22 protein-coding genes are annotated in these 23,282 nt (G+C 74.5%); 11 read left to right on the top strand and 11 right to left on the bottom strand.

Annotated features, from left to right (window positions below; translation table 11 throughout):
* Position 1 precedes the first annotated feature (1 nt).
* Complete coding sequence (locus tag ACSNOA_RS24180; RefSeq protein WP_436661664.1) at positions 2-1,483, top strand: phytoene desaturase family protein; 1,482 nt, start codon at positions 2-4, stop codon at positions 1,481-1,483.
* Between the two features lie 125 nt (positions 1,484-1,608).
* On the opposite strand, the gene ACSNOA_RS24185 is transcribed toward ACSNOA_RS24180, so the two are convergent.
* Both ACSNOA_RS24185 and metF read right to left on the bottom strand, forming a co-directional pair.
* Positions 1,609-2,298 carry a CDP-alcohol phosphatidyltransferase family protein gene (locus ACSNOA_RS24185; protein WP_436661665.1) on the bottom strand — a complete coding sequence of 230 codons (690 nt, stop codon included), beginning with the start codon at positions 2,296-2,298 and terminating at the stop codon, positions 1,609-1,611.
* A gap of 41 nt (positions 2,299-2,339) precedes the next feature.
* On the bottom strand, positions 2,340-3,257 hold the full coding sequence (metF, locus tag ACSNOA_RS24190) for a methylenetetrahydrofolate reductase [NAD(P)H] (RefSeq protein ID WP_436661667.1): 918 nt from the start codon (positions 3,255-3,257) through the stop codon (positions 2,340-2,342).
* 257 nt (positions 3,258-3,514) lie between these two features.
* Here metF and ACSNOA_RS24195 point away from each other — a divergent pair, with 257 nt between their 5' ends.
* Positions 3,515-4,939 carry a helix-turn-helix domain-containing protein gene (locus ACSNOA_RS24195; protein WP_436661669.1) on the top strand — a complete coding sequence of 475 codons (1,425 nt, stop codon included), beginning with the start codon at positions 3,515-3,517 and terminating at the stop codon, positions 4,937-4,939.
* A gap of 9 nt (positions 4,940-4,948) precedes the next feature.
* On the top strand, positions 4,949-6,031 hold the full coding sequence (locus ACSNOA_RS24200) for a polyprenyl synthetase family protein (protein ID WP_436661671.1): 1,083 nt from the start codon (positions 4,949-4,951) through the stop codon (positions 6,029-6,031).
* Between the two features lie 181 nt (positions 6,032-6,212).
* On the opposite strand, the gene ACSNOA_RS24205 is transcribed toward ACSNOA_RS24200, so the two are convergent.
* On the bottom strand, positions 6,213-6,602 hold the full coding sequence (locus ACSNOA_RS24205; RefSeq protein WP_436661672.1) for an Rv2175c family DNA-binding protein: 390 nt from the start codon (positions 6,600-6,602) through the stop codon (positions 6,213-6,215).
* A gap of 400 nt (positions 6,603-7,002) precedes the next feature.
* Between ACSNOA_RS24205 and pknB the strand changes: the two genes are divergently transcribed.
* Positions 7,003-8,985, top strand: a complete 1,983-nt coding sequence (gene pknB / locus ACSNOA_RS24210; protein ID WP_436661674.1) for a Stk1 family PASTA domain-containing Ser/Thr kinase — start codon at positions 7,003-7,005, stop codon at positions 8,983-8,985.
* A 1-nt stretch (position 8,986) separates the two neighbouring features.
* A complete protein-coding gene (locus tag ACSNOA_RS24215) occupies positions 8,987-9,853 on the top strand; it encodes a deoxyribonuclease IV (protein WP_436661675.1) in 867 nt (288 codons plus the stop codon).
* 158 nt (positions 9,854-10,011) lie between these two features.
* Here ACSNOA_RS24215 and ACSNOA_RS24220 read toward each other — a convergent pair whose 3' ends face one another.
* From ACSNOA_RS24220 to ACSNOA_RS24235, 4 genes are all read right to left on the bottom strand, one after another.
* Positions 10,012-11,046: a threonine aldolase family protein gene (locus ACSNOA_RS24220; RefSeq protein ID WP_436662431.1), complete on the bottom strand. Its 1,035-nt coding sequence runs from the start codon at positions 11,044-11,046 to the stop codon at positions 10,012-10,014.
* 89 nt (positions 11,047-11,135) lie between these two features.
* Positions 11,136-12,539 carry a class II 3-deoxy-7-phosphoheptulonate synthase gene (locus ACSNOA_RS24225; RefSeq protein ID WP_436661677.1) on the bottom strand — a complete coding sequence of 468 codons (1,404 nt, stop codon included), beginning with the start codon at positions 12,537-12,539 and terminating at the stop codon, positions 11,136-11,138.
* Between the two features lie 97 nt (positions 12,540-12,636).
* Positions 12,637-13,128, bottom strand: coding sequence for a hypothetical protein (locus tag ACSNOA_RS24230; protein WP_436661679.1), 492 nt, complete (start codon positions 13,126-13,128; stop codon positions 12,637-12,639).
* Positions 13,129-13,295: 167 nt separating this feature from the next.
* The gene (locus ACSNOA_RS24235) at positions 13,296-14,900 is read right to left on the bottom strand and encodes a glycosyl hydrolase family 18 protein (protein WP_436661681.1); all 1,605 of its coding nucleotides are present in this window, start codon (positions 14,898-14,900) and stop codon (positions 13,296-13,298) included.
* 85 nt (positions 14,901-14,985) lie between these two features.
* Here ACSNOA_RS24235 and ACSNOA_RS24240 point away from each other — a divergent pair, with 85 nt between their 5' ends.
* The 3 genes from ACSNOA_RS24240 to ACSNOA_RS24250 all read left to right on the top strand — a co-directional run bounded on the left by ACSNOA_RS24240 (position 14,986) and on the right by ACSNOA_RS24250 (position 16,528).
* Positions 14,986-15,150, top strand: a complete 165-nt coding sequence (locus ACSNOA_RS24240) for a hypothetical protein (RefSeq protein WP_436661683.1) — start codon at positions 14,986-14,988, stop codon at positions 15,148-15,150.
* Complete coding sequence (locus ACSNOA_RS24245) at positions 15,147-15,638, top strand: glutathione peroxidase (RefSeq protein ID WP_436661685.1); 492 nt, start codon at positions 15,147-15,149, stop codon at positions 15,636-15,638. The genes ACSNOA_RS24240 and ACSNOA_RS24245 overlap by 4 nt, the downstream gene beginning before the upstream one ends.
* A 209-nt stretch (positions 15,639-15,847) precedes the next feature.
* Entirely contained in the window at positions 15,848-16,528 is a 681-nt protein-coding gene (locus ACSNOA_RS24250; protein WP_436661687.1) for an NADPH-dependent F420 reductase, read from the top strand.
* A 55-nt stretch (positions 16,529-16,583) separates the two neighbouring features.
* On the opposite strand, the gene ACSNOA_RS24255 is transcribed toward ACSNOA_RS24250, so the two are convergent.
* The gene (locus tag ACSNOA_RS24255; protein ID WP_436661688.1) at positions 16,584-16,781 is read right to left on the bottom strand and encodes a hypothetical protein; all 198 of its coding nucleotides are present in this window, start codon (positions 16,779-16,781) and stop codon (positions 16,584-16,586) included.
* A gap of 143 nt (positions 16,782-16,924) precedes the next feature.
* Here ACSNOA_RS24255 and ACSNOA_RS24260 point away from each other — a divergent pair, with 143 nt between their 5' ends.
* Positions 16,925-17,773 carry a DUF4397 domain-containing protein gene (locus tag ACSNOA_RS24260; RefSeq protein ID WP_436661690.1) on the top strand — a complete coding sequence of 283 codons (849 nt, stop codon included), beginning with the start codon at positions 16,925-16,927 and terminating at the stop codon, positions 17,771-17,773.
* Positions 17,770-18,444: a class F sortase gene (locus tag ACSNOA_RS24265; RefSeq protein WP_436661692.1), complete on the top strand. Its 675-nt coding sequence runs from the start codon at positions 17,770-17,772 to the stop codon at positions 18,442-18,444. The genes ACSNOA_RS24260 and ACSNOA_RS24265 overlap by 4 nt, the downstream gene beginning before the upstream one ends.
* 59 nt (positions 18,445-18,503) lie before the next feature.
* On the opposite strand, the gene ACSNOA_RS24270 is transcribed toward ACSNOA_RS24265, so the two are convergent.
* Positions 18,504-19,736 (bottom strand): hypothetical protein, encoded by a 1,233-nt coding sequence (locus ACSNOA_RS24270; protein WP_436661693.1) that lies wholly within the window; start codon positions 19,734-19,736, stop codon positions 18,504-18,506.
* A 203-nt stretch (positions 19,737-19,939) separates the two neighbouring features.
* Here ACSNOA_RS24270 and ACSNOA_RS24275 point away from each other — a divergent pair, with 203 nt between their 5' ends.
* The gene (locus ACSNOA_RS24275) at positions 19,940-21,232 is read left to right on the top strand and encodes an exo-beta-N-acetylmuramidase NamZ family protein (protein ID WP_436661695.1); all 1,293 of its coding nucleotides are present in this window, start codon (positions 19,940-19,942) and stop codon (positions 21,230-21,232) included.
* Between the two features lie 39 nt (positions 21,233-21,271).
* Here ACSNOA_RS24275 and proC read toward each other — a convergent pair whose 3' ends face one another.
* Positions 21,272-22,090: a pyrroline-5-carboxylate reductase gene (gene proC, locus ACSNOA_RS24280; protein ID WP_436661697.1), complete on the bottom strand. Its 819-nt coding sequence runs from the start codon at positions 22,088-22,090 to the stop codon at positions 21,272-21,274.
* 72 nt (positions 22,091-22,162) lie between these two features.
* The gene (locus ACSNOA_RS24285; RefSeq protein ID WP_436662432.1) at positions 22,163-23,191 is read right to left on the bottom strand and encodes a 6-phosphofructokinase; all 1,029 of its coding nucleotides are present in this window, start codon (positions 23,189-23,191) and stop codon (positions 22,163-22,165) included.
* Positions 23,192-23,282: the final 91 nt, after the last annotated feature.

A 23,282-nucleotide genomic window follows, 5' to 3' on the forward strand; every position in this document is an offset into this window, starting at 1 on the left:
GATGGCGCGGATCGTGGTCGTCGGCGCCGGGGTGGGCGGGTTGGCCACCGCCGCCCGGCTGGCCGCCACCGGGCACGAGGTGACCGTCTTCGAGCGGGCCGACACGGTCGGCGGCAAGCTGGGCCGTCACGTACGCGACACCGAGGCCGGGCCGTTCCACTTCGACACCGGGCCGAGCCTGCTCACCCTTCCCGAGGTCTTCGCCGACCTGTTCGAGGCGACCGGGGCGAAGCTCGACGAGTACCTGGACCTGGTGCCACTGGACCCGATCGTCCGGCACGTCTTCCCGGGCGGCACGACCCTGGACTCCTGCGCCGACCCGGGCGAGTTCGCGGCCCGCATCGGCGCGGCCCTCGGCGACCGGGCGGCACGCGACTGGCAGCGGCTGTGGCGCCGCGCCGCCCGGGTGTGGGCGGCCTCCTCGCGGGACGTGCTGCGCCGCCCCGTCGACTCCCCCCGCGACCTCGCGGCGCTGGCCTGGCGGCTCGGCGACCTGGCCGCCATCGCACCGGGCCGGACGCTGCGCGGGCTGGGCCGCCGGCACCTCGCCGACCCGCGCCTGCGGATGCTGCTCGACCGGTACGCCACCTACACCGGCGCCGACCCGCGTCGCGCCCCGGCGGCACTGGTCGCCGTCCCGTACGCCGAGCTGGCGTACGGCGGCTGGTACCTGCGGGGCGGGCTCGGCACCCTCGCCGACGCGCTGCTGTCGCGCTGCCTGGACCTCGGCGTGGTCGTGCAGACCGGCGCCACGGTGACCCGCATCGACGCGGCGGGCGGCCGGGTGCACGGCGTACGCCTCGACGGCGTCGCGGCGCCCGTCCCCGCCGACGTGGTGGTGGCCAACTGCGACGCGCTCACCGTCTACCGTGACCTGCTGCCCAGTCCGCGCCGGCTGGCCGGGCTCACCGACCGCAGCCTCGCCGGGTTCGTGCTGCTGCTCGGCGTGACCGGCTCCTCCGGGCTGGCCCACCACACCGTCCTCTTCCCGACCGCCACCGACGCCGAGTTCGACGCGGTCTTCGGCGACCCGGGCCGGGGCGTGCGGGCCCGGCCCGCGCCCGATCCGACGGTCTTCGTGACCGTGGCCGACGACCCGCTGGCCCGGCCGGACGGGCACGAGGCCTGGTTCGTGCTGGTCAACGCGGCGCGGCAGGGCACCGCGGCGGGGGCGGTGGACTGGCGCCGGCCGGGGCTCGCCGAGGCGTACGCCGACCGGATCCTCGACGTGCTCGCGGCGCGCGGCGTGGACGTGCGGGACCGGCTGCTGTTCCGGGAGATCCGCACCCCGGCCGACCTGGACGCGGCGACGGGCGCGCCGGGTGGAGCGATCTACGGCACCGCGGGCGGGCTGCTCCGGCCGGCCAACCGCGGGCCGGTGCACGGGTTGTGGCTGGTCGGCGGCTCCAGCCATCCGGGCGGCGGCCTGCCGATGGTCACCCTCTCCGCCCAGATCGTCGCCACCGAGATCGGCCCCGCGTAACCCGCGCCCCCGCGCCCGTCGCCCCCCCGGTCGCCCGCGATCTTGCGGTTTCGGCCCGTGGATTGTGGCTTCTGTGGTGTGGTGTCGGGGCACGAAGTGCAAGATCGCGGAGTAGGGGGGAGCGGTCAGCCCGCTTCCAGGAGGGTGCGGCGTACGGCGGCCAGGAGCTGGCCCAGGCCGAAGCCGGCGAGCAGCACCCACACCGCCGTCGCCATGGTGATGGTGCCGGCCGCGAGGTCCGGCTCGATCAGCCCGGCCAGCCCGGCCACCAGCAACCCGCCCAGTGCCACCAGGACGCGGGTCGGGCGCTCCCCCACCGTCACCGCGCCGATCTCCCGCATGCCGGCCGAGACCGCGCGGGCGCGCACGTACTCGTGCAGCCAGGACAGCGCGCCGGCCGCGGCCGCCAGCGCGCCGGGCGCCCCGACCAGCCAGAACGCCACTAGCCAGGCGGCCTCGCCGAGCCGGTCGGCCACCGAGTCGTAGACGTAGCCGAGCCGGGTGGTGCGGCCGGTGGTCACCGCCACGGCGCCGTCCACGCTGTCGGCGACCCCGGCGAGCAGCACGAACAGCGCCCCGAGGAAGGGACCGTCCTCCGGCCGTACGGCGAACACCGGGACGCAGACGCAGAGCAGCACCCCGACCACCGTCACCGCGGTCGGCCCGACCCGGAGCCGGCCCAGCACGTATCCGACGTGGTAGGCGAACCGCAGCCAGGCGCGCACCACGGGGGCGGCAGACCGCGGGTCGAACCCCCCGTGCAGCCGCGCCCACGCCGTGGCGTACTCGTCCCACTTCAGCAGAGTGCCCACCACGGATCAACCGTCGCGGCCGGGATGAGGTGTCGCGCGGGCCGTCACGCCCGCGCGTTTACCCGAAGGTTCTGCCAGACCTCGCGGGTGGCCGTCGAGCGGTTGAGGGTGATGAAGTGGATGCCCGGCACGCCCTCGTCGAGCAACCGGGCGCACATCTCGCTGGCCTGCTCGACGCCGAGCCGGCGCACCGCCTCGGGATCGTGGGCGACCCTCTCGAACCGCTCGGCCAGCGCGGGCGGGAACGGCGCCCCGGAGAGCTGGACGGACCGCTCGATGGTGCCCATCTGGGTCACCGGCATCACCCCCGCGAGGATGGGGGTGTCGCAGCCGGCGGCGGCCACCCGGTCACGCAGCCGCAGGTAGTCCTCCGCGTCGAAGAACATCTGGGTGATCGCGAACTCGGCGCCGGCCCGGCACTTGCGGACGAAGTGGGCCGTGTCGCTGGCCACGTCCGCCGAGCGCGGGTGCTTGTACGGGAAGGCGGCGACGCCCACGCTGAAGTCACCGGCGCCGCGGATCAGCCGGACCAGCTCCTCGGCGTACAGCACGCCCTCGGGGTGGCGGACCCACTCGCCGCCCGGGTTGCCCGGCGGGTCGCCGCGGACCGCGAGGACGTTGCGCACCCCCACCCCGGCGAGCCGGCCGATCACGTGCCGCAGCTCCGCCACCGAGTGGTTGACCGCGGTGAGGTGTGCCATCGGGAGCAGCGTGGTCTCGGTGGCGATCCGCTCGGTGACCGCGACCGTGGTGTCCCGGGTGGATCCCCCGGCGCCGTAGGTGATCGACACGAAGGACGGGCGCAGCGACTCCAGCTCCCGGATCGCCCGCCAGAGCAGGCGCTCGCCCTCCGCCGTCTTCGGCGGGAAGAACTCGAACGAGAAGGTCGGCTGCCGCTCCCGGATCAGCTCCCCGATGGCCGGCTGCGGGTTAGGGAGGACCGAGGGGAGACCGAGCGCCACGGTCCGACTCTAGCGGGCGCGGCCCCCCGCCCGACGACCTTCCCAACCCGTGGCCCCCGGCCGGAGACGCCGCCGCGCCCGCCTCGCCGGCGCGCCGGCCGGAAAGCGTCGTACCCGCGGGATATCCATGGGGCAGCGCGGGTGGAGCCGGCCGGGGCCGGTCCGCCACGGGGGCACGCGCGGGGGTCGCCACACCGGCGACGGTGGCCGTCCGGCATACGGACGACGCCGTCGCACCCGCCCGTCCGGAGGGACCGATGACCGCGACCCCGCCACCCGGCCCGCAGCTTCTCGGGCCGCTGCTCACCCAGCTTCGGCTCGCGCGCGGCTGGAGCCAGCGGCGCCTGGCCGCCGAGCTCTGCGCCGCCGCGGGCGCCCCGACGCTGAGCCGGCACGAGGTGTCCCGGTGGGAGCGGCAGGCGCGGCTGCCCGGAAAGTTCTGGCTGCGCTGGCTCGCGGTGGTCCTCGCCGTGCCGGCCGAGCTGCTCGGCGACGCGGCGTCGCGGTCCCGGCGCCTCGCGCCGCCTGCCGCCGGGCCCGCCGGGGCCGGCCGCTCCCGCGCGGCGCTGCTCGCCCTGGCCGAACGCTGGCTGGCCGACCCGCACGCCGCACTGCTGGTCGCCGCGCCCGGGCAGGTCGCCGGGCACGACGTCGCGGCCGCCGCGCCCGGCCCCGACCGGGTCCCGGGTTCACCGGACGCCGCCGGCGACACCCAACGCGGCTCCGGCCCTGCGTACGACGCCGACCTCGCCGCGCTGCGTCGGCTCGACGACCTCACGGGCGGGGCCGACCTCGCCCCGCTCGGCGCGGCGCGGCTACGCCGGGCGGTGCGCGCGCTGCCCCGGTCCGGGCCGGCCGGCCGCCGCCGGCTGCTGCCGCTGCTGGCCGAGTCGGCCCAGCTCGCCGGCTGGCTGGCCGCCGACGCGGGCGACCTGGCCGGTGGGCTCGACGCGTACCGGCTCGGGCTGCGCGCCGCCGCGACCGCCGGAGACCCCGCCCTCGCCGGGCACGTGCTCGGGTCGGCCAGCCACCTGCTGGCCGGCGCCGGCGATCCGGAGGGCGCCCTCCTGCTGGCGCGCACGGCGTACGCCGGCAGCCGGCGGGCGGCCAGCCCCGGCCTGCGCGCCCTGCTGCTGCACCGGGTGGCCCTCGCCGCCGCGCTCGGCGGGTGGCCGGACGCCGCGGGGCAGGCTCTCCACGCCGCCGGGCGGGTGACGGCGGCCCCCGATCCGCAGCGGGAGCCGCCCTGGCTCTACTGGCTCGACGGCCCCGAACTGGCCGCCATGACCGGGCGGACGCTCGTCGCGCTGGGGCGCCCCCGGCGTGCCGAGGCCCTGCTCGGCGCGGCCCGCGAGCCGGGCCGGCCCCGCCGCGCCGCGGTCTACGGCGGCTGGCTGGCGCGCGCCTACCTGCAACTCGGCGAGGTGGAGGTGGCCTGCGAGGTGGCCGGCGTGGCACTGCTCGACGCGGTCCGCGCCGGGTCACCCCGGGCCATGGCCCCGCTGTCCGAGGTGCGCCGCCGGCTGGCCGCCCACCGGCGGGCGCCGGCCGTCCGGCGGTACGTGGCGATGCTCACAGCGGCCCGCCCGTACCTGCCCCGGCCTCCCGCGTCCCGTTCACACCGGAGCCCGCCGGATCGCCCGGATACTGGCGGGTACCAAAGGCACGACCGGACCGGCTAGCGTTCTGGCGTGACCGACGCTGCTTCCGTCTCCCCCGTCGACCGCGCCGGCCTGCGGCAGCGGATCGACAAGGCCCTCACCGAGTTCCTGGCCAACCAGCGGGTCTGGATGGCCGGTGTCGACGACGCGTTGACTCCGCTCGCGGAGGTGATCGAGGCGTTCGTGCTGGGTGGCGGCAAGCGGCTGCGTCCCGCGTTCGCCTACTGGGGTTACCGGGGCGCCGGTGGCGTCGACAGCGACCCGGTGCTCGCGGCCCTGGCCGCGCTGGAGCTGGTGCAGGCCAGCGCCCTCATCCACGACGACCTCATGGATCGCTCCGACACCCGGCGCGGCGAGCCGGCGGTGCACCGGCGGTTCGCCGCCCGGCACCGCCGGTCCGGCTGGGGCGGCGACCCGGACGGTTTCGGCGACGCCGCGGCGATCCTGCTCGGCGACCTCTGCCTCGTCTGGTCCGACGAGCTGCTGCACTCCGCCGGGCTGGACCCGGGCACGGTGGCCCGCGCCCGCCCGGTCTTCGACGAGATGCGCACCGAGGTCACCGTCGGGCAGTACCTCGACGTGCTCACGCAGGTGACCCGCGACACCTCGGTGGAACGGGCCGGCAAGGTCGCCCGGTACAAGTCCGCGAAGTACACGGTCGAACGTCCGCTGCTGCTCGGGGCCGCGCTCGCCGCCGCGCCGGCCGACGTGCGGGCGGCCTACTCGGCGTACGGGCTGCCGCTGGGCGAGGCGTTCCAGCTCCGCGACGACGTGCTCGGTGTCTTCGGCGACCCGGCGCAGACCGGCAAGCCGGCCGGGGACGACCTGCGCGAGGGCAAGCGCACCTTCCTGGTGGCGGCCGCCCTGGAGGCGCTCGACGACGCCGGGCGCGAGCTGCTCCTCGCCGGGCTGGGCGATCCGACCCTGGACGGCGACGGGGTCACCCGGCTGCGCGAGCTGATCGACACGAGTGGGGCGTTGGCCCGTACGGAGCAGCGCATCGTCACGCTGACCGACACCGCGCTGGCCGCCCTGACCACCGTCGACCTCGACACCGAGGCCCACCAGGCCCTGGTCGACCTGGCCGTCGCCGCCACCCGCCGCACCGACTGACCCACCCGCCCCGGCCCCGCCCCCGAGCGCTCCCCGCCCCCCGGCCCCGCTCCGCGCGGTGATCATGAAGTTATCGGCGCGACACGCCGTTCTTCCTGCCGATAACTTCATGATCGACGGGGAAGGGCGGGCGCGGGGCGCGGAGCGGGAAGGGGGCGGGACGGGCGGCGCGGGCGTCGGGTCAGAAGCCGAGGGCCTGTGCGCGGCGCTTGACCTCGCGGGCCTGGTCGCCGCCCAGGGCGGCCGCCGGAGTGCCGGGCAGGGTGTCGTCCGGCTCGTACAGCCAGCGCAGGGCGGCCTCGTCGTCGTAGCCGGCGTCGGCCAGCAGGTTGAGCACACCGGGCAGGTGCTTGAGCACCGTACGGTTGGCCACCAGGTCGGCCGGCACCCGACGGACGCCGTCGCGGCGGACCGCCAGCAGCTCCCGGTCGCGGATCATCTGGTGCACCTTGCTGATCGACACGTCGAGGCGCTCGGCGACGTCGGGCAGGGTCAGCCAGCCGGCCGCCTCGGCGGGTCCGGCCTGGTCGGGGCCGGCTGCGGCCCGGTCGGCGGGTACGGATTCGGTCACCCGAACACCCTGCCACGCGGTCACCGCGGCGAGCCACCGGCACCCCGGGATCCGCCCACCCGAACCGGACCGGAACCCGCACGAACCCCGGACCGGAACCCGCACGAACCCCGGACCGAAACCCGCACGAACCCCGGACCGAAACCCGCACGGACCCCGGACCGGCCCCTGCACGGACCCGGACCGAAACCCGCACGGAACCAGGACCGGAACCGGAACTCCCACGGACCCGGGTCCAGGGCCGACCCGGAACCCGGCGGAGCGGGGGTCCGCACGGGATGTCCACGCAGGTCAACCGGCTTTCCGGCGGGTTGTCGAGCGCGGCGGGACCGGCTGTGTCGCCGTCCGCCTGTAGCATCCTGTTCAACCCTCACCCCCTGGACACATAGACTCGCTGCCGATGGACACACAGGTCGCCGACACGTTGCTGGGCTCGCTGATCGACGGGCGCTACCGCATTCGCGGTCGCGTGGCCCGTGGCGGCATGGCGACCGTGTACACCGCCACCGACGAGCGCCTCGAGCGCACCGTCGCCGTCAAGATCATTCATCCGGCCCAGGCCTCCGAGGCCCGGGCCCGGGTCGCCGGGTTCGTGGAGCGGTTCACCGACGAGGCGAAGACGATCGCCCGGCTCACCCATCCCAACGTGGTGGCGGTCTATGACCAGGGCACCCACGCGGGACTGCCCTACCTCGTCATGGAGTACGTCCGGGGCCGCACCCTCCGCGAGGTCCTGGCCGAACGGCGACGGCTCAACCCGGACGAGGCGCTGGCGATCTTCGAGCAGATGCTCGCCGCGATCGCCGCCGCGCACCGGTCCGGTGTGGTGCACCGCGACGTCAAGCCGGAGAACGTGCTGGTCGCGGAGGCGCCCACCGGCGGCATGGCCAACCTGGTGGACAGCGTCGTGAAGGTCGCCGACTTCGGCCTGGCCCGCGCCGTCGAGGCGAGCGCCGAGGAGGACAGCGGCAACCAGCTCATGGCGACCGTGGCGTACGTGGCTCCGGAGCTGGTCACCCAGGGTCACGCCGACCCGCGCACCGACGTCTACTCGGCCGGCATCGTGCTGTTCGAGATGCTCACCGGCCGGGTGCCCTACGACGGCGGCCGCCCGATCGACATCGCCTGGCAGCACGTCGACCGTGACGTGCCGGCCCCGTCGACCCTGGTTCCCGGCCTGCCGCCGGCCCTCGACAATCTCGTGGCCCGGGCCACCCGGCGCGATCCGGGCGCCCGTCCGGTCGACGCGGGCGCGCTGCTCGCCGAGGTCCAGTCGGCGCGCGACGACCTCGGCAACACGAACAGCCACACCGCCGTGCTGCGCCGGGTCGCCGACGACCCGGTGGTGGCCCAGCCCACCATGGTGGTCGCGGCGGTCCAGCCGGCGGAGCGTCCGTCGTGGGCCCGGCTGCCGGAGAACGGCCAGCGCGCCGGCCGGCGTCGGGCCGAGCCGGCGAAGAGCACCGGTCCTTGGTCGCGGATCGCCGAGCTGCGCGCCCGGGTGATGGGGGATCCGCGGGGCCGGATCGCGGTGCTCGCCTCCGTGGTGGTGCTCGCGTTGGTCGCCGCGATCGGCGGCTGGTACTTCTCCGTCGGCCGTTACACGGTCGCCCCGCAACTGGTCAGCCTCAGCAAGGCCGACGCCGAGGCGCGGGCGGACCGCGCCGGCCTCACCCTGATGTACGGCGAGCCGCGGTACGACGAGAAGGCCCCGAAGGACAGCGTCCTGGTCCAGGACCCGGCCTCGGCGAGCCGGATCGTGAAGGGCGGCACCATCACCCTGACGCTCTCGCTCGGCCCGGAGCGGTTCCCCCTGCCCGACGTGGTGGGCAAGGAGTTCGAGCTGGCCGAGGCCGATCTGGTGAACGCCAAGCTGGCGGTGGTCAAGGGCGCGGCCCGCTACGACGACAACCTGCCCGCCGGGGTCGTCATCGACACCAACCCGAAGGTGGGCACCGAGGTCAAGCCGGGCGCCAAGGTGACAGTGGTCCTGAGCAAGGGCAAGGCGCCGGTCAGCGTGCCCAACCTGGTCGGCAAGAACCTCAACGACGCGCGGAACACTCTGTCGCAGTTGGGCCTGGTGCCGGTCGAGACCTACAAGGACTCGGACAAGCCGAAGGACGAGATCCTCGGCCAAAGCCCGGCCGACGGCACCGGGGTGGAGAAGGGCGCGCAGGTCAAGCTGGACGTCAGCAAGGGGCCGCCGCTGGTGGTGGTGCCGCGCGTGGTGGACCTGCCGTGCCAGCAGGCCAAGCAGCTGCTGGAGAGCCAGGGCTTCCCGGTGGCGATCCAGTTCAACCCGGCGGCGATCGTCCGCTTCCAGAACCCGAACGAGAACGCGCAGGTGCCTCCCGGCACCCCGGTCACGATCGGATGTCTGTGACATGTCGGTGACCGCGACCCGTCCGGTCGGCGCGCACACGCCGACCTCGGGCGGCCTCGGCAAGGCTGCCCTGCCGTACCTCGACGCGGCCGCGGCCGAGGTCGTCCAGGTGTACGTCTCCAACTCCCGCGGCTGGGCGCTGCCGCCCGGCGACCCGGCGCAGGACGCGTTGTTCCGCGCGGGCTGCGCCGAGCGCGGCATTCCGGTCTTCATCCACGCGTCGCTGCTGGTCAACCTGGGTTCGCCGACCCCGGCCACGGTCGAACGGTCGGCGGAGACGCTGGCTCACGCGCTGCGCCGGGGCGCCGCCATCGGCGCCCGGGGGGTGGTGTTCCACGCCGGCAGCGCGGTGGACGCCGGGCACGCCGAGGCGGCGATGCGGCAGGTCCGCGAGGCGCTGCTGCCGCTGCTGGACTCGGCGGCCGCGTCGGGCGGCCCGATGCTGCTGGTCGAGCCGAGCGCGGGTGGCGGGCGGTCGCTCGCCTCGCGGGTGGAGCACCTCGGGCCGTACCTCGACGCGGTCGACCGGCATCCGCAGCTCGGCGTCTGCTTCGACACCTGCCACGCGTGGGCCGCCGGGCACGACCTGGCCGCCGAGGGCGGCATGACGGCGACCCTGGACACCCTGGTGGCGACGGTGGGCGCGGACCGGCTGCGGCTGGTGCACGCCAACGACTCGAAGGACCTGTGCGGCTCCACCCGGGACCGGCACGAGAACATCGGCAAGGGCAGCATCGGCGAGCCCGCGTTCGCGGAGCTGATGGCGCACCCGGCGACCGCCGGCGTGCCGGTGGTCGTGGAGACGCCGACGGAGAAGCACGTCGGCCACGCCGCCGACATCGCCACCCTCAAGCGCCTCCACCCCTGACCGCCCGGAAACCGGGACCACCCCGAGCCCCCGGGCGACCGGGACCGCCCCGAGCTGCGGTGATCAAGAGGTTTGCGTCAGGATCCGGGCCGCGGATGACGCAAACCTCTTGATCACGAGAGCGGGTGACCCGGCGCGGGCGCGGGGCGGGCGCGGGGTCAGGCGCGGAGGATCCGGGTGAGGGTGTCGATGGCGCGGTCGATGCCGGCGTCGTCGACGTCCATGTGGGTGACCAGTCGGGCCGTACGCGGGCCGAGCACCGAGATCAGCACGCCCTCGGCCCGCGCCGCGGCGGCCAGGGCGTGGGCGTCGAGCGGGCTCTTCGTGAGATCCAGCGGCACCAGGTTGGTGCGCGCCGCCGTGGCGAGTACGCCGAACGGGGCGATCGCCTCCGCGAGCCGGGCGGCCTTCGCGTGGTCCTCGGCGAGCCGCTCGACGTGGTGGGCCAGGGCGTAGCGGCCCGCCGCGGCGAGAACGCCGGCCTGCCGCATGCCACCACCCATCCGCTTGCGGATCAGCCGTGCCCGCTCGATCTTCTCCGCGCTGCCGACCACGAGCGAGCCGACGGGCGCGCCGAGCCCCTTGGAGAGGCAGACCGACATGGTGTCGAAGAGCCGGCCGTACTCGACGAGCGGCACGTCGTCGGCCACGTGCGCGTGCCAGATCCGGGCGCCGTCGCAGTGCAGCGCGAGCTGCGCGTCGTCGGCGACGCGGCGCAGCTGGCGCAGGGTGGCCAGCGGGATCACGCCGCCGCCGCCCCGGTTGTGGGTCTGCTCGACGGCGATGGCCCGGGTCGGGACCGCGAAGTAGCCGTCCGGGCGGATCATGCCGGCGACCACGTCGGGGTCGATGTCCGCACCGACCGCCGGCCAGGTCCGCGACGAGATGCCGCCGTACGCGGCAGCGGCGCCGATCTCGTACGTGACCACGTGCGCGTCGGCGTCGCACAGCAGCTCGTTGGCCGGGGGCACCACCAGTTGCAGGGCGATCTGGTTGGCCATCGACCCGCTGGGCGCGAACAGTGCCGCCTCGTGCCCGAACAGGGCCGCGACCTCGGCTTCCAGGGCGTTGACGGTCGGGTCCTCGCCGTAGACGTCGTCACCCACCTCGGCGGTGGCCATCGCCTCCCGCATGCCGGCCGTGGGCCGGGTGACGGTGTCCGAGCGCAGATCAACAAAATCAGCCACGATCATCCTTTCGGCGGCTCGCAAGCTCGCTCCTCGCGTCAGCCACGGTCACTCTTTCGCTGCCGACTGCGGGGCTCGCAAGCTCGCTCCTCGCGTCAGCCACGCAGCATCTCGGCTACCAGGAAGGCCAGCTCCAGCGACTGCTGGGTGTTCAGCCGCGGGTCGCAGGCGGTTTCGTACCGGTCGGGCAGGTCGAGGTCCTCGATGCCCTGGGCGCCGCCGAGGCACTCGGTGACGTCCTCACCGGTCAGTTCCACGTGCAGGCCGCCGGGGTGGGTCTCCAGGCCCCGGTGCACCTCGAAGTAACCGAGCACCTCGTCCACGATGCGGTCGAAGTGCCGGGTCTTGTAGCCGTTGGACGACTCGTGCGTGTTGCCGTGCATCGGGTCGCACTGCCACACCACCTTGGCGCCGGCCGCCGTGACCTTGGCCACGATCGGCGGCAGGGCGTCGCGTACGCGGTGGTTGCCCATCCGGCTGATGAGGGTGAGCCGGCCGGGGACGTTGTCCGGGTTGAGCTTCTCGCACAGCTCGATCGCCTCGTCCGGGGTGGTGGTCGGGCCGAGCTTCACCCCGATGGGGTTGGCGATGCGCGAGATGAAGTCGATGTGCGCCCCGTCGAGCTGGCGGGTGCGCTCCCCGATCCAGAGGAAGTGCCCGGAGAGCCCGTACGCCCGGCCGCCGGAGACCCGGGTGAGCGCCCGGTCGTATTCGAGCGCGAGCGCCTCGTGGGAGCAGTAGAGGGTGACGGTGCGCAGGGCGTCGTCGTCGGTGAGGCCGCAGGCCCGGATGAAGGCCAGGGCGCGGTCGATCTCCCGGGCGATCGCCTCGTAGCGCTCTCCGGCCGGGGAGCTCTTCACGAACCCCTTGTTCCAGTCGTGCACGGCGTGCAGGTCGGCCAGCCCGCCGGCCAGGTACGCCCGGAGCATGTTCATGGCGGCGGCCGAGTTCGCGTACGCCCGGATCATGCGCTGCGGGTCGGCGACGCGCGCCTCCGGCGTGGCCTCCAGCGAGTTGATCATGTCGCCGCGGTAGGCGGGCAGGCCGCGCGCGTCGGTCGGCAACGACCGGGGCTTGGTGTACTGCCCTGCGACGCGGGCCACCTTGACCACGGGCAGGGACGCGCCGTAGGTGAGCACGATCGCCATCTGGAGCAGGGTGCGGGCGTTGGCCAGCAGGTGGCTCTCGGTGTTGTCGGCGAACGTCTCGGCGCAGTCGCCGCCCTGCAGCAGGAAGGCCTTGCCCTCGCAGACCAGCGCGAGCCGCTGCCGGAGCTGGTCGACCTCGTACGGCGCGACCACGGACGGCACGGTGTCGAGCACCTTGCAGACCTCGGCCACGGTGGCCTGGTCGGGCCAGGGTGGGGTCTGCGCGCGCGGCAGGTCGCGCCATCGGTCCAGGCCGAGGGCCGCGTCCTGGGAGTCGACGGTGGGACGGCTGGTCTGCAGCCCGGGGCTGTCCACCGCCGGATGGCTCAACTGGTGCCACTCATGGCGCATGACAGAAAGCGTACGGCGACCGCCGGGCGGGCCGGTCGCCGAGGGGGATCGTTCCGGCTACTGGGAGATCGGCCGGCGGCGCCGGCATCGAGGCAGATCAGGCGGCGGGTTTCGCGGTCGGGGTGGCGGCCGGGCCGGCCGGCGCCTCGCCCGCGATGCACCAGTCGGCGCCGTCCCGGGTGACGGTGAACACCAGCGCTCGGGTGACCTTGCGCGAGCCGGCGGTGACCGAGACCGTGACGTTCACCTCCTGCCCGTGGGGGCCCGACCGGATGTCGGTGATCTCGGCCTGCGGCACCGTGAAGTGGTCGGCGAAGTCGCCGTTCGGGCCGCTGGCGCCCGCGTCGAAGGCGTCGTGCAGGGTCGCGCAGAGCTGGCTGCGGCCGGCCGCCGCGTCCTTGGCGATCATCGCGTCGAGGTACGCCTGCACCCGCTCGCGGGACTTCGCGGCGGCCTCCTCGGCGGGGGCCTGCCGCTCGGGCTTGGCGGGCTCCTCGTCCTCCCCGCCGAGACCGCAGCCGGCCAGGACGAGCGGCGGGATCGCGAGCGCGGCGGCGACACCCGCCAGCCTTCGGTGCGTTGCGCCCATCAACCCCTCCCCCGGCCGGTGCCACATCGAGACGTGCCGAGCGGCGAGTCTGTCACATCGACCGGAGCGCCGGGGAGGGAGTCCCGCGACACTCCGGACGACACGCCGGGCGGGGAGGGACGGTGCGTGTCCCTCCCCGCCGTGTGGGTGGTGCGTCGGCCTACGGCTCAGCCGAGACCGCCCTTGATGGCGCCGATGAGCTCGCCGTTGCCGGTGTCACCGGAGAGCTCCCAGAAGAAGGCGCCACCGAGGCCCTGGTTCTTCGCGTACGTCATCTTTCCGTTGATCGTGGCCGGGGTGTCGTAGCTCCACCAGTTGCTGCCGCACTTGGCGTACGCCGTGCCGGCGACCGTGCCGGTGGCCGGGCAGGTGTTCTTGAGGACCTTGTAGTCCTCGATACCCGCCTCGTAGGTGCCCGGGGCCGCGCCGGTGGCGCTGCCGCCCGGGGCGGCCTGGGTCACCCCGGTCCAGCCCCGGCCGTAGAAGCCGATGCCGAGCAGCAGCTTGTTGGCCGGGATGCCCTTGCTCTTGAGCTTCTGGATCGCCGCGTCCGACCAGAAGCCCTGCTGGGGGATGCCGGCGTACGAGGTGAGCGGCGAGTGCGGGGCCGTCGGGCCCTGCGCGTTGAAGGCGCCGAAGTAGTCGTACGTCATCGGCATGATCCAGTTGAGGTGCTGCGCGGCGCCCGCGTAGTCGGTGGCGTCGATCTTGCCGCCGTTGCTGCCGTCCGCCGTGATCGCCGCGGTGACCAGGGCGTTCGCGCCGAACTTCGACCGCAGCGCGGAGACCACGTTCTTGAACGCGTTCGGGCCGCTGGTGTCGCAGGTGAGGCCGCAGGCGTTCGGGTACTCCCAGTCGACGTCGATGCCGTCGAACACGTCGGCCCAGCGCGGGTCCTCGACGAGGTTGTAGCAGCTCTCGGCGAAGGCGCTCGGGTTCTGCGCGGCCTGCGTGAAGCCGCCGGACCAGGTCCAGCCGCCGAAGGACCAGATCACCTTCAGGTTCGGGTACATCCGCTTGAGCTTGCGCAGCTGGTTGAAGCTGCCGCGCAGCGGCTGGTCCCAGGTGTCCGCGACGCCGTCGACGCTGTCCGCGGCGGTGTACGCCTTCTCGTAGTCGGCGTAGCTGTCACCGATCGAGCAGCGGCCGCCCGTGGTGTTGCCGAAGGCGTAGAGGATGTGGGTCAGCTTCGCCGCCGAGCCGCTGGTGTGGATGTTCTTCACGTGGTAGTTGCGGGCGTACACGCCCCACTCGGCGAAGTAGCCGACGACCTTCTTCCCGCTGGTGTCCGGCGGCGTCGTGGGGGGCGGGGTGGTCGGCGGCGGCGTGGGCGGGGTCGTGGTCGGCGGAGTGGTGGTGGGCGGCGTGGTGCCGCCCCCGCACGAGGCGCCGTTGATGGTGCAGTTCAGCGGCGCCTTGTACGCGCCGGTGCCGTTGTAGCCCCAGCTGAAGGAGGCGCCGGGGGCCAACCCGCCGGCCCAGCTCTTCTTGACCGCCACGTAGTGGTCGCCGGTGCGGGTCACGTCGGCGTCCCACGAGCTGCTGATGCTGGTGCCCGACGGCAGGTCGAACTCGATGCGCCAGGTGCTGAGCGAGGCGTCCGAGCCGTTGGTGATCGTCACCCTGGTCTCGTGACCGGTCCCCCAGTCCTGCGCCTTCGTGAACGTGGTCGTCACGCTTCCGGCACCGAACGCGGTGGCGACGGGCGCCATCGCGGCGGTCACCGCGACCACGGCGCCGGCCCAGAGGGCCCGGCGGAGCGATCTCTTCATGCGGCGTCTCCCTAATTAGTTAGGAAACTTTCCAGAATGATTGGGGAGACGCTACTCACGCCGTCATCACTTCGTCAAGATGTGCATGTTTCGATTCCTGGCAACCGTCGAAAACATCGCCGTCACCAGGCCACTCGCGACCGCGATCATGATGTTTGCGGCGTACTCGATCTCCCCCGGCGCCGAAGACCTCATGATCAACGAAGGCGCCGGGGAGGAGCCGGGCGGCTGGGGTAGCCTCGGGCCGTGACCGTCTTCGACATTCCGATCGGCGCCCTGAACGGCGGGTCGGCCGACCTCACCCAGTACCGGGGGCGCGCGCTCCTGGTGGTCAACGTCGCCTCGCGCTGCGGCCTCACCCCGCAGTACGCCGGCCTGCAGGCCCTCGCCGAGGAGTACGCCGACCGGGGTCTCGTGGTGCTCGGCGTGCCGTGCAACCAGTTCGCCGGGCAGGAGCCGGGCACCGCCGCCGAGATCAGCGACTTCTGCCAGGTCAACTACGGCGTCACCTTCCCGCTCACCGAGAAGGTCGAGGTCAACGGGCCCGGCCGGCACCCGCTCTACGCCGCGCTGGTCGAGACGCCGGACGCCGAGGGCCACACGGGCGACGTCCGGTGGAACTTCGAGAAGTTCCTGGTCGCCCCGGACGGCACGGTGGCCGCCCGGTTCGCCCCGACGGTGGAGCCCGGTTCGGCCGAGCTGCGCGCTGCCGTCGAGAAGGTGCTCCCCGCCGCCTGAGTTCCTCCGGACACCCGGGAGGGTGGCGCATCCCGGCGACCCGGGCGGGACGCGGCCACCGCCGGTACGGTGAGCCGGGACCCGGCCGGGCTTTCCGGCCCCGTCCCAGGTGGGCCCGCCTCCCGGCCGGTCCACCCGCGCACCACGGGCCCGGCCCGGTCCGCCGTCGGTGCGGAACTCGGCCACGGTGGACGGAGTTGGCGGCTGACATGGCGACGCTCGGACTGATCGGCAGCGGGAACATCGGCGGCACCCTGGCACGGCTGGCGGTGGCCGCCGGCTACGACGTGGTGCTCAGCAACTCGCGTGGACCGGAGACGCTGCGCGAGCTGGTGGAGGAACTGGGCCCGCGGGCCCATGCGGCGACGCCCCCGGAGGCGGCGCAGGCCGGCGACCTCGTGGTGGTGAGCGTCCCGCTGCGGGCGTACGCGGACGTGCCGGCGAAGCCGCTCGTCAGCAAGGTCGTGCTGGACACCAACAACTACTACCCGCAGCGCGACGGGCAGATCGCCGAGCTGGACTCGAACGCCACCACGAGCAGCGAGCTGCTCCAGCGGCACCTGTCCGCCGCACGGGTGGTCAAGGTCTTCAACAACATCAACTTCCGGCACCTGGCGGTCCTGCCGCGTCCCGCGGGTGCGGCCGACCGCAGCGCGCTGCCCATCGCGGGCGACGACGCGGACGCGAAGGCCGCGACGACGGACTTCCTGGACCGGATCGGATACGACGCCGTGGACGCCGGTCGGCTCGCCGAGGGCTGGCGGTACCAGCCGGGCACCCCGGCGTACGGGGTGATCTACAGTGCCCGGCCGGACGACTGGGAGCACGCGGCCCCCGCCGACGCCAACCGGGTCCGGGCGGCGCTCGACGCCGCCAGCTCGCCCGCCTGAACACCGTGGCGCCCGGTGGGCGCGCCCGACGGACGCACGCCCACCGGGCGGTCGCTCAACCGGCGGCGTTGCGGGGTAGTAGCCGCCCGACTGGCCGGCCGCCGTCGGGTGGTAGGAGACGCCGAGGTTGGTGATGTTCAGCGCGTGCAGCCACTTCGCCGTAGCCGCACAACTGGTGGCCCACGAACTGCGCGCGGACGTCGGCGAAGGTGAAGCCGGCGGCGAGCGCGGCGTTGGGGGTGATGTCGTCCACCAGGGTCCGCAGGGAACGGTGGAGATAGATATAACGGGCGACTTCGCGGCGTGTCGATCCGGTGACAGTTGCATCCCGGTCCCGCTCACGGGACGCTGTCGGACGGACGCATCCCGTGACCGGACGCACCCCCCGGAGGCGACATGCACCTGCTCCGTACCGCGCCGCGCCGCCTGCTCGCCGGAGCCGGAGCACTCCTGCTCGGCGCCGGGCTCCTTCCCACCACGGCGGCGCCGGCGAGCGCGGCGGCCGTCGGCTACGTCCGGCTCGCCCACCTTTCCCCCGACACCCCGAGCGTCGACGTCTACCTCGCGGCGCCCGACAGCGACGAGCCGCGGGTCTTTCCCGGCGTGGGCTACGGCGTGGTCTCCGACTACCTGTCGCTGCCGGCGGGCCGGTACGCGGTGGCGATGCGCCAGGCGGGCGACCCGGCCAGCGAGCCACCCGTGCTCACCACCGAGGTCGCGGTGGCCGGCGGCAAGGCGTACACGGTCGCCGGCGTCGGGCGCTACGCGGACCTGGGGCTGCGTGTGCTGCACGACGACCTGAGCGCCCCCGCGGGGGGCCGGGCCAAGGTCCGCGTCGTCCAGGCCTCGGTGCGCGCGCCGGTGCTCGACGTGGCGGCCGCCGACGGCCCGACCATCGCCGACGGCGTGCACTTCGCCACCACCACCGACTACCAGCTCGTCGACCCCGGCCGTTGGCGGCTGCGCCTGTCGGCGACCGGGGGCCCCACCACCCAGGCCGAGGTCCGGCTCGCCGGCGGGGCCGTCTACTCCCTGCTGGTGCTCGACGGGAAGGACGGCCTCACCACCGAGCTGCGACGCGACGCCCAGGGCGGCACCGTGGTGCCGGCGGGCGGCGTGGAGGCCGGCGCGGGCGGCACAGCCGCGACCGGCCGCGGGGCGTATCCCGTGGTCACCGCCGCGCTGGCCGTGCTCGCGCTGGCCACCGGCCTGGGGCTGCTGCGACGCCGGCGTAGCACCTGGTGAACGAGCGGCGCGGTCCGGCGATCCGGCGGCACCGGCGCCGGCGGGCACCGGCCGCCGCGCTTGTGGTGCTCGGCGCCGCGCTCGGCCTCGCCGCCGGGACCGGGGTGGGGCTGGCCACCACGGGGACGCCGCCCGCCACCGGCACGCCACCTGCGGCGGCGTGGCGGCCGGGCTGCGCCGTGGGCTGCCCGTCGGTCACCCCGCCGCCCGCGCGGTCCGCGCCGAGCGGGAAGCCGACCCGCGTACGCGTTCCCCGGATCGCTGTCGACTCCGCCCTCGCGGTGCTCGGGCTGGACCGCGCGGGCGCGCTGGCGCCGCCCGCCGACTTCGCGGTGGCCGGCTGGTACGGCGGCGGGCCGGCGCCGGGCGACCCCGGGCCGGCCGTGCTCGCCGGCCACCTGGACTCGCGCCGAGGGCCGTCCGTGTTCGCGCGGCTCGGCGAGCTGCGCCCGGGCGACACGGTCGAGGTGTGGCGTGGCGGGCAGCGGCTGGTGTTCCGCGTGACCGGCTCGCTGCGCACCCGCAAGGACCGGTTCCCCACCCAGGCCGTGTACGGCCCGACGCCCGGCCCGGAGCTGCGCCTGGTGACCTGCGGCGGCGACTTCGACCGGCGGCGGGGCCACTACACCGACAACGTGGTGGTCTTCGCGGTCGCCGAGCCGGCCGGTTGACGTCCCGCCGCCCGGAGATTCGGTGGCGAGACGCCGGGCACACACGGCGACCGGCCGGGTCATGCCCGGCGGCGCCGGGCGACCACGGTGTGCGCGGCGACCAGCAGGCCCGGCAGCGCGCCGAGCAGCCACCCGACCGGTCGGGGCGCCTCCACGAGACGGCCGATCAGCCCGCCGACGCGGGGGACTCCGGCCACCAGGTACTCGCCCACCCCGCCGCCACAGGTGACGGTCCACCGCCCGGGCGCGGGGAAGCGGAAGGTGCCCACCCAGCGGTAGCTGATGCCGTCGCCGTAGCGGACGGTGCCGAGAACGGGCGACAACTCCACCCGCGAGCCCTCGGTTGACGCGGCGTGGCAGTCGTCGACGTCCACCAGCCCCACGGCGAAGACCGCCAACCGCCCCGGCTCCGGGACGGGCACCTCGGCCGGCGATCCGACCGGGGCACTGCTCCCGATGCCCTCGGCGACGTAGCTGGTCGCCTGCTGCGCGCCGGTCCCGAGCACCACGGGCGTGAACACCAGCCCGGCGACGACGAGCCCGGCCGCGAGCGCGTACCTTCGCCGGCCCGGCACCGCGCGGCCCGCCGGCGTGTCCGTGGCCGAGCCGGCGTCCGCCGGTTCCTCGGCCGGCCAGCGGCTGTCCACCGCGGCGGCGGTGAGCAGCGCGACCAGCACGCTGCCGGCGAGGACCAGCCCCGCCGGCCAGTACCGGTACGTCCAGGTCACGCACTCGGACGGCGCCAGGCTCACACAGCCCGGCACGTCGTGCGGCTGCCCGACCCCGAAGAGCCATGACCGGGTGGCCGAGAACGGCCCGGACCCGGCCCAGCCGCGCAGCACCGGCTCCCCCACCGCCAGCAGCACCAGCAGCGCCACGAGGACGGCCGGACGCCGCCACAGCGCACCGAGAGCGACGCCGAACGCCGCGGCCACCAGCGCGAGAACCAGCCCACGCCCCGGTAGGCCGTGCAGCGCACCGTCGACCTCCAGCGGGACGACCAGGCGGTGATAGGCGTACGCGGCCGCGAGGTAGCCGCCCGCGAGCGACCCGGCCCCGGCCAGCGCCACGGCGAGCCGGAGCGGGTAGCGGCCCGCGGGGAGACGGGCGGCGTACCGGGCCGCCAGCAGGAACGCGCCGGCCGAGGCCACCACGACCGAGGTGGTGGTCACCGTGCGGAGGTCCGCCCGCCAACCCGAGTGCCGGCTCGCGGTCAGCAGCGGCAGGGTGAGCAGCAGCGCGGCACCCGCGGCACCCAGGACCCAGCCCGGATGCGGCAGGAGGCCCCGCACCACACGACGCGACGGGCCGGCCGTCACACCGGCCCGCCCCACGGACGCCGGGGCGACACCGGGTGCCGGGCCCGGGCGAGGGTCACCACGTCGCCAGTATGGCGGCCGGCACGCCGTCCCGCGTACCCCTGTTTGTAGCTAACCTTCCTTGACGAGGCATCCACGTGTAGCTAAGTTTCGAGCAACCGACGGGAGGTGGGACCATGGAGCGCAGACGATTCCTGGCCGGCGCGGGTGCGGTCACCGCGGGAGCGGTCGCGGCGGCGGGCCCCGGCTCGCCCGGAGTGGCGGCGCCCGGCATCCGTCGGGTCGAGACCGGCCTCGACGTGCTGGTCCGGTCCAACTTCTCCGAACTCGCCGGCCAGCGGGTCGGTGTGATCTCCAATCCGACCGGGGTGGACTCCGCCTACCGGCACCTCGTCGACCTCATGCACGCCTCCGGCGCGGTCCGGATCGCCGCGGCCTTCGGCCCCGAACACGGCTTCCGGGGCTCGGCCCAGGCCGGCGGCAGCGAGGGCACCGGCATCGACGCCCGCACCGGCATCACCGTCTACGACGCGTACGGCGCCTCCCGGGCCAAGTGGGAGAGCATGTACGCCGAGGCCGGCGTGGACACCCTGGTCTTCGACATCCAGGACGTGGGCGTCCGCTTCTACACGTACATCTGGACGATGTACACGTCGATGGCCGCCGCCGCCCTGACCGGCAAGCGGTACGTGGTGCTGGACCGGCCGAACCCGGTGGGCGGGCGTGCCCGCGGGCCCATGATGACGACCCCCTACACCTCCGGGGTCGGACTGAAGGAGATCGTCCAGCAGCACGGGATGACCGTCGGGGAGCTGGCCCGGTACTTCAACGCCGAGTTCCTTCCCGCCGAGGTCGGCCGCACCGTCGAGCTGGAGGTCGTGCGGTGCCGGCACTGGAAGCGCGACGTGCTGGCCCAGGACACCGACCTGCCGTGGGTGATGCCCAGCCCCAACATGCCCACCCCGGACACCGCGCTCGTCTATCCCGGCACCGGCCTGTTCGAGGGCGTCGCCTCCATCACCGAGGGGCGCGGCACCTGCCGGCCGTTCGAGCTGATCGGCGGTTCGGCCGACGACTTCGACTACCACTGGTCGGACCGGCTCAACGCCCGCGACCTGCCGGGCGTCGAGTTCCGCGAGGCGTACTTCACGCCCACCTCGGCCGGCCAGAAGCCGGCGCTGCTCAACAAGCTGTGCGCGGGCGTCGAGGTGAAGGTGGTGGACCGGGGGCGGTACGACCCGATCCGCACGGCCGTCGCCATGCTCGTCGAGGCGCACAAGTACCCGGCGTTCGCCTGGCGGCAGGACTCGTGGGACGCGGCCCGGCCGTTCTGGATCGACAAGCTGACCGGGTCGCCGCGACTGCGCACGATGATCGACGCGGGCGCCGACGTGGACGACGTGGTCGGCGCGTGGGCCGGCGAGCTGGCCGCGTTCGAGCGCCGCCGCCGTCCGCACCTGCTCTACTGACGCACCGGCACGGGGGCGGGTCCGCCCGCCCCCACCCGGTCAGTCGGCCTGGGCGGCGAGTTCCCGGGCCCGGTCCCGGGCGGCCTCGAGCGCGGCGAGCAGCGCCGCCCGTACGCCGTGCTTCTCCAGCTCGCGCACGGCGGAGATGGTGGTGCCGGCGGGCGAGGTGACCGCCTCGCGCAGCTTCACGGGGTGCTCCCCCGAGTCCCGCAGCATGACCGCCGAACCGATGGCCGTCTGCACGATCAGCTCGTGGGCCACCTGACGGGGCAGCCCGAGCAGGATGCCCGCGTCGATCATCGCCTCGACCAGCAGGTAGAAGTACGCGGGGCCGGAGCCGGAGAGCGCCGTGACGGCGTCCTGCTGGGACTCCGGGACGCGGATGGTCGCGCCGAGCGGCTTGAACATCTCCTCGGCGAGGGCCAGGTGCGCCCCCGTGGCGTGGGCGCCCGCCGAGATCGCCGTCATCGCCTCGTCGACGAGCGCCGGGGTGTTGGTCATGACCCGTACGACCGGGGTGCCCTCGGGCAGCCGCCGGTTGAAGAACGCGGTGGGCAGGCCGGCGCAGAGCGAGATCACCAGCTTGTCGGCCGGCACCTTCGGCCCGATCTCGTCGAGCAGCGCGCCGGCGTCCTGCGGCTTGACCGCCACGGCCAGCACCTCGGCCTCGTCCACCGCCGCGAGGTTGTCCACCACCCGCACGCCGTAGCGGGCCGCGAGCTCCTCGGCGCGGGCCGGCCGGCGGGCGGTGGCCAGCAGCCGGTCCGCCGGCCAGCCGGAGCGGAGCAGACCGGAGAGCATCAGCTCGCCGATCTTGCCGGCGCCGATCACGGCGACCGTATGCACCCGGGCTGACATCCGCCGTACCTCCTTCTCGGCAGGCGGCGTCGCGGCGGGCCGTGCGGCCGGCCGCGACGCCGTGCCGGTCGATCAGCTGCCGAAGAAGACCTCGGCCTCGGCGTACCGCTCCAGCGGCACGGTCTTCAGCTCGCGGGTCGCCTCGGCGAGCGGCACCCGCACGATGTCCGTGCTCTGCATCGCGACCATCTTGCCCCAGTCGCCCTCGTGCGCGGCGTCGATCGCCTGGAGGCCGAGGCGGGTGGCGAGGACCCGGTCGAACGCGGTGGGGGTGCCGCCGCGCTGGATGTGGCCCAGCACGACGGTGCGGGCCTCCTTGCCGGTCCGCGCCTCCAGCTGCTCGGCCAGCCACTGGCCGATGCCGCCGAGGCGGACGTGGCCGAACGCGTCGAGCTCCTGGTTCTGCAGGACCATCTGGCCCTCGAGCGGCTGGGCGCCCTCGGCAACCACGACGATCGGGGCGTACTGGTGCTGGAAGCGCTTCTCGACGTAGCCCGCGACCTGCTCGACGTCGAACGCCCGCTCGGGCAGCAGAATCACGTTGGCGCCGCCGGCGAGGCCCGCGTGCAGGGCGATCCAGCCGGCGTGCCGGCCCATCACCTCGACGACGAGGGTGCGGTGGTGGCTCTCCGCCGTGGTGTGCAGCCGGTCGATCGCCTCCATGGCGATGTTGACGGCGGTGTCGAAGCCGAAGGTGTAGTCGGTCGCGCCCAGGTCGTTGTCGATGGTCTTCGGCACGCCGACCACGTTGACGCCCAGCTCGTGCAGCTTCGTGGCGACGCCGAGGGTGTCCTCGCCGCCGATCGCGATCAGCGCGTCCACGCCCTGCGCGGCGAGATTCTCCTTGATCCGCTCGACGCCACCATCGATCTTGAAGGGGTTGGTCCGCGACGAGCCGAGGATGGTGCCGCCCCGCGGCAGGATGCCCCGGACCTCCGCGATGCCCAGCGGCTTGGACAGACCCTCCAGCGGGCCCTTCCAACCGTCCTGGAAGCCCACGAACTCGTGACCGTACGTGGCCACGCCCTTACGGACCACGGCGCGGATGACCGCGTTGAGACCAGGGCAGTCGCCGCCACCGGTGAGCACGCCGATACGCATGATCTGCTCATCCTCCTGGAGCATCAGGTAAGCCCGGTTTGCCCCAGGATAGGTGTCGAATCAGACCGTCGGCGCCGTTGCCGGCCCGGGG

It is taken from the genome of Micromonospora sp. URMC 103 (assembly GCF_051386435.1).
In the GTDB taxonomy this organism is placed as follows: domain Bacteria; phylum Actinomycetota; class Actinomycetes; order Mycobacteriales; family Micromonosporaceae; genus Micromonospora.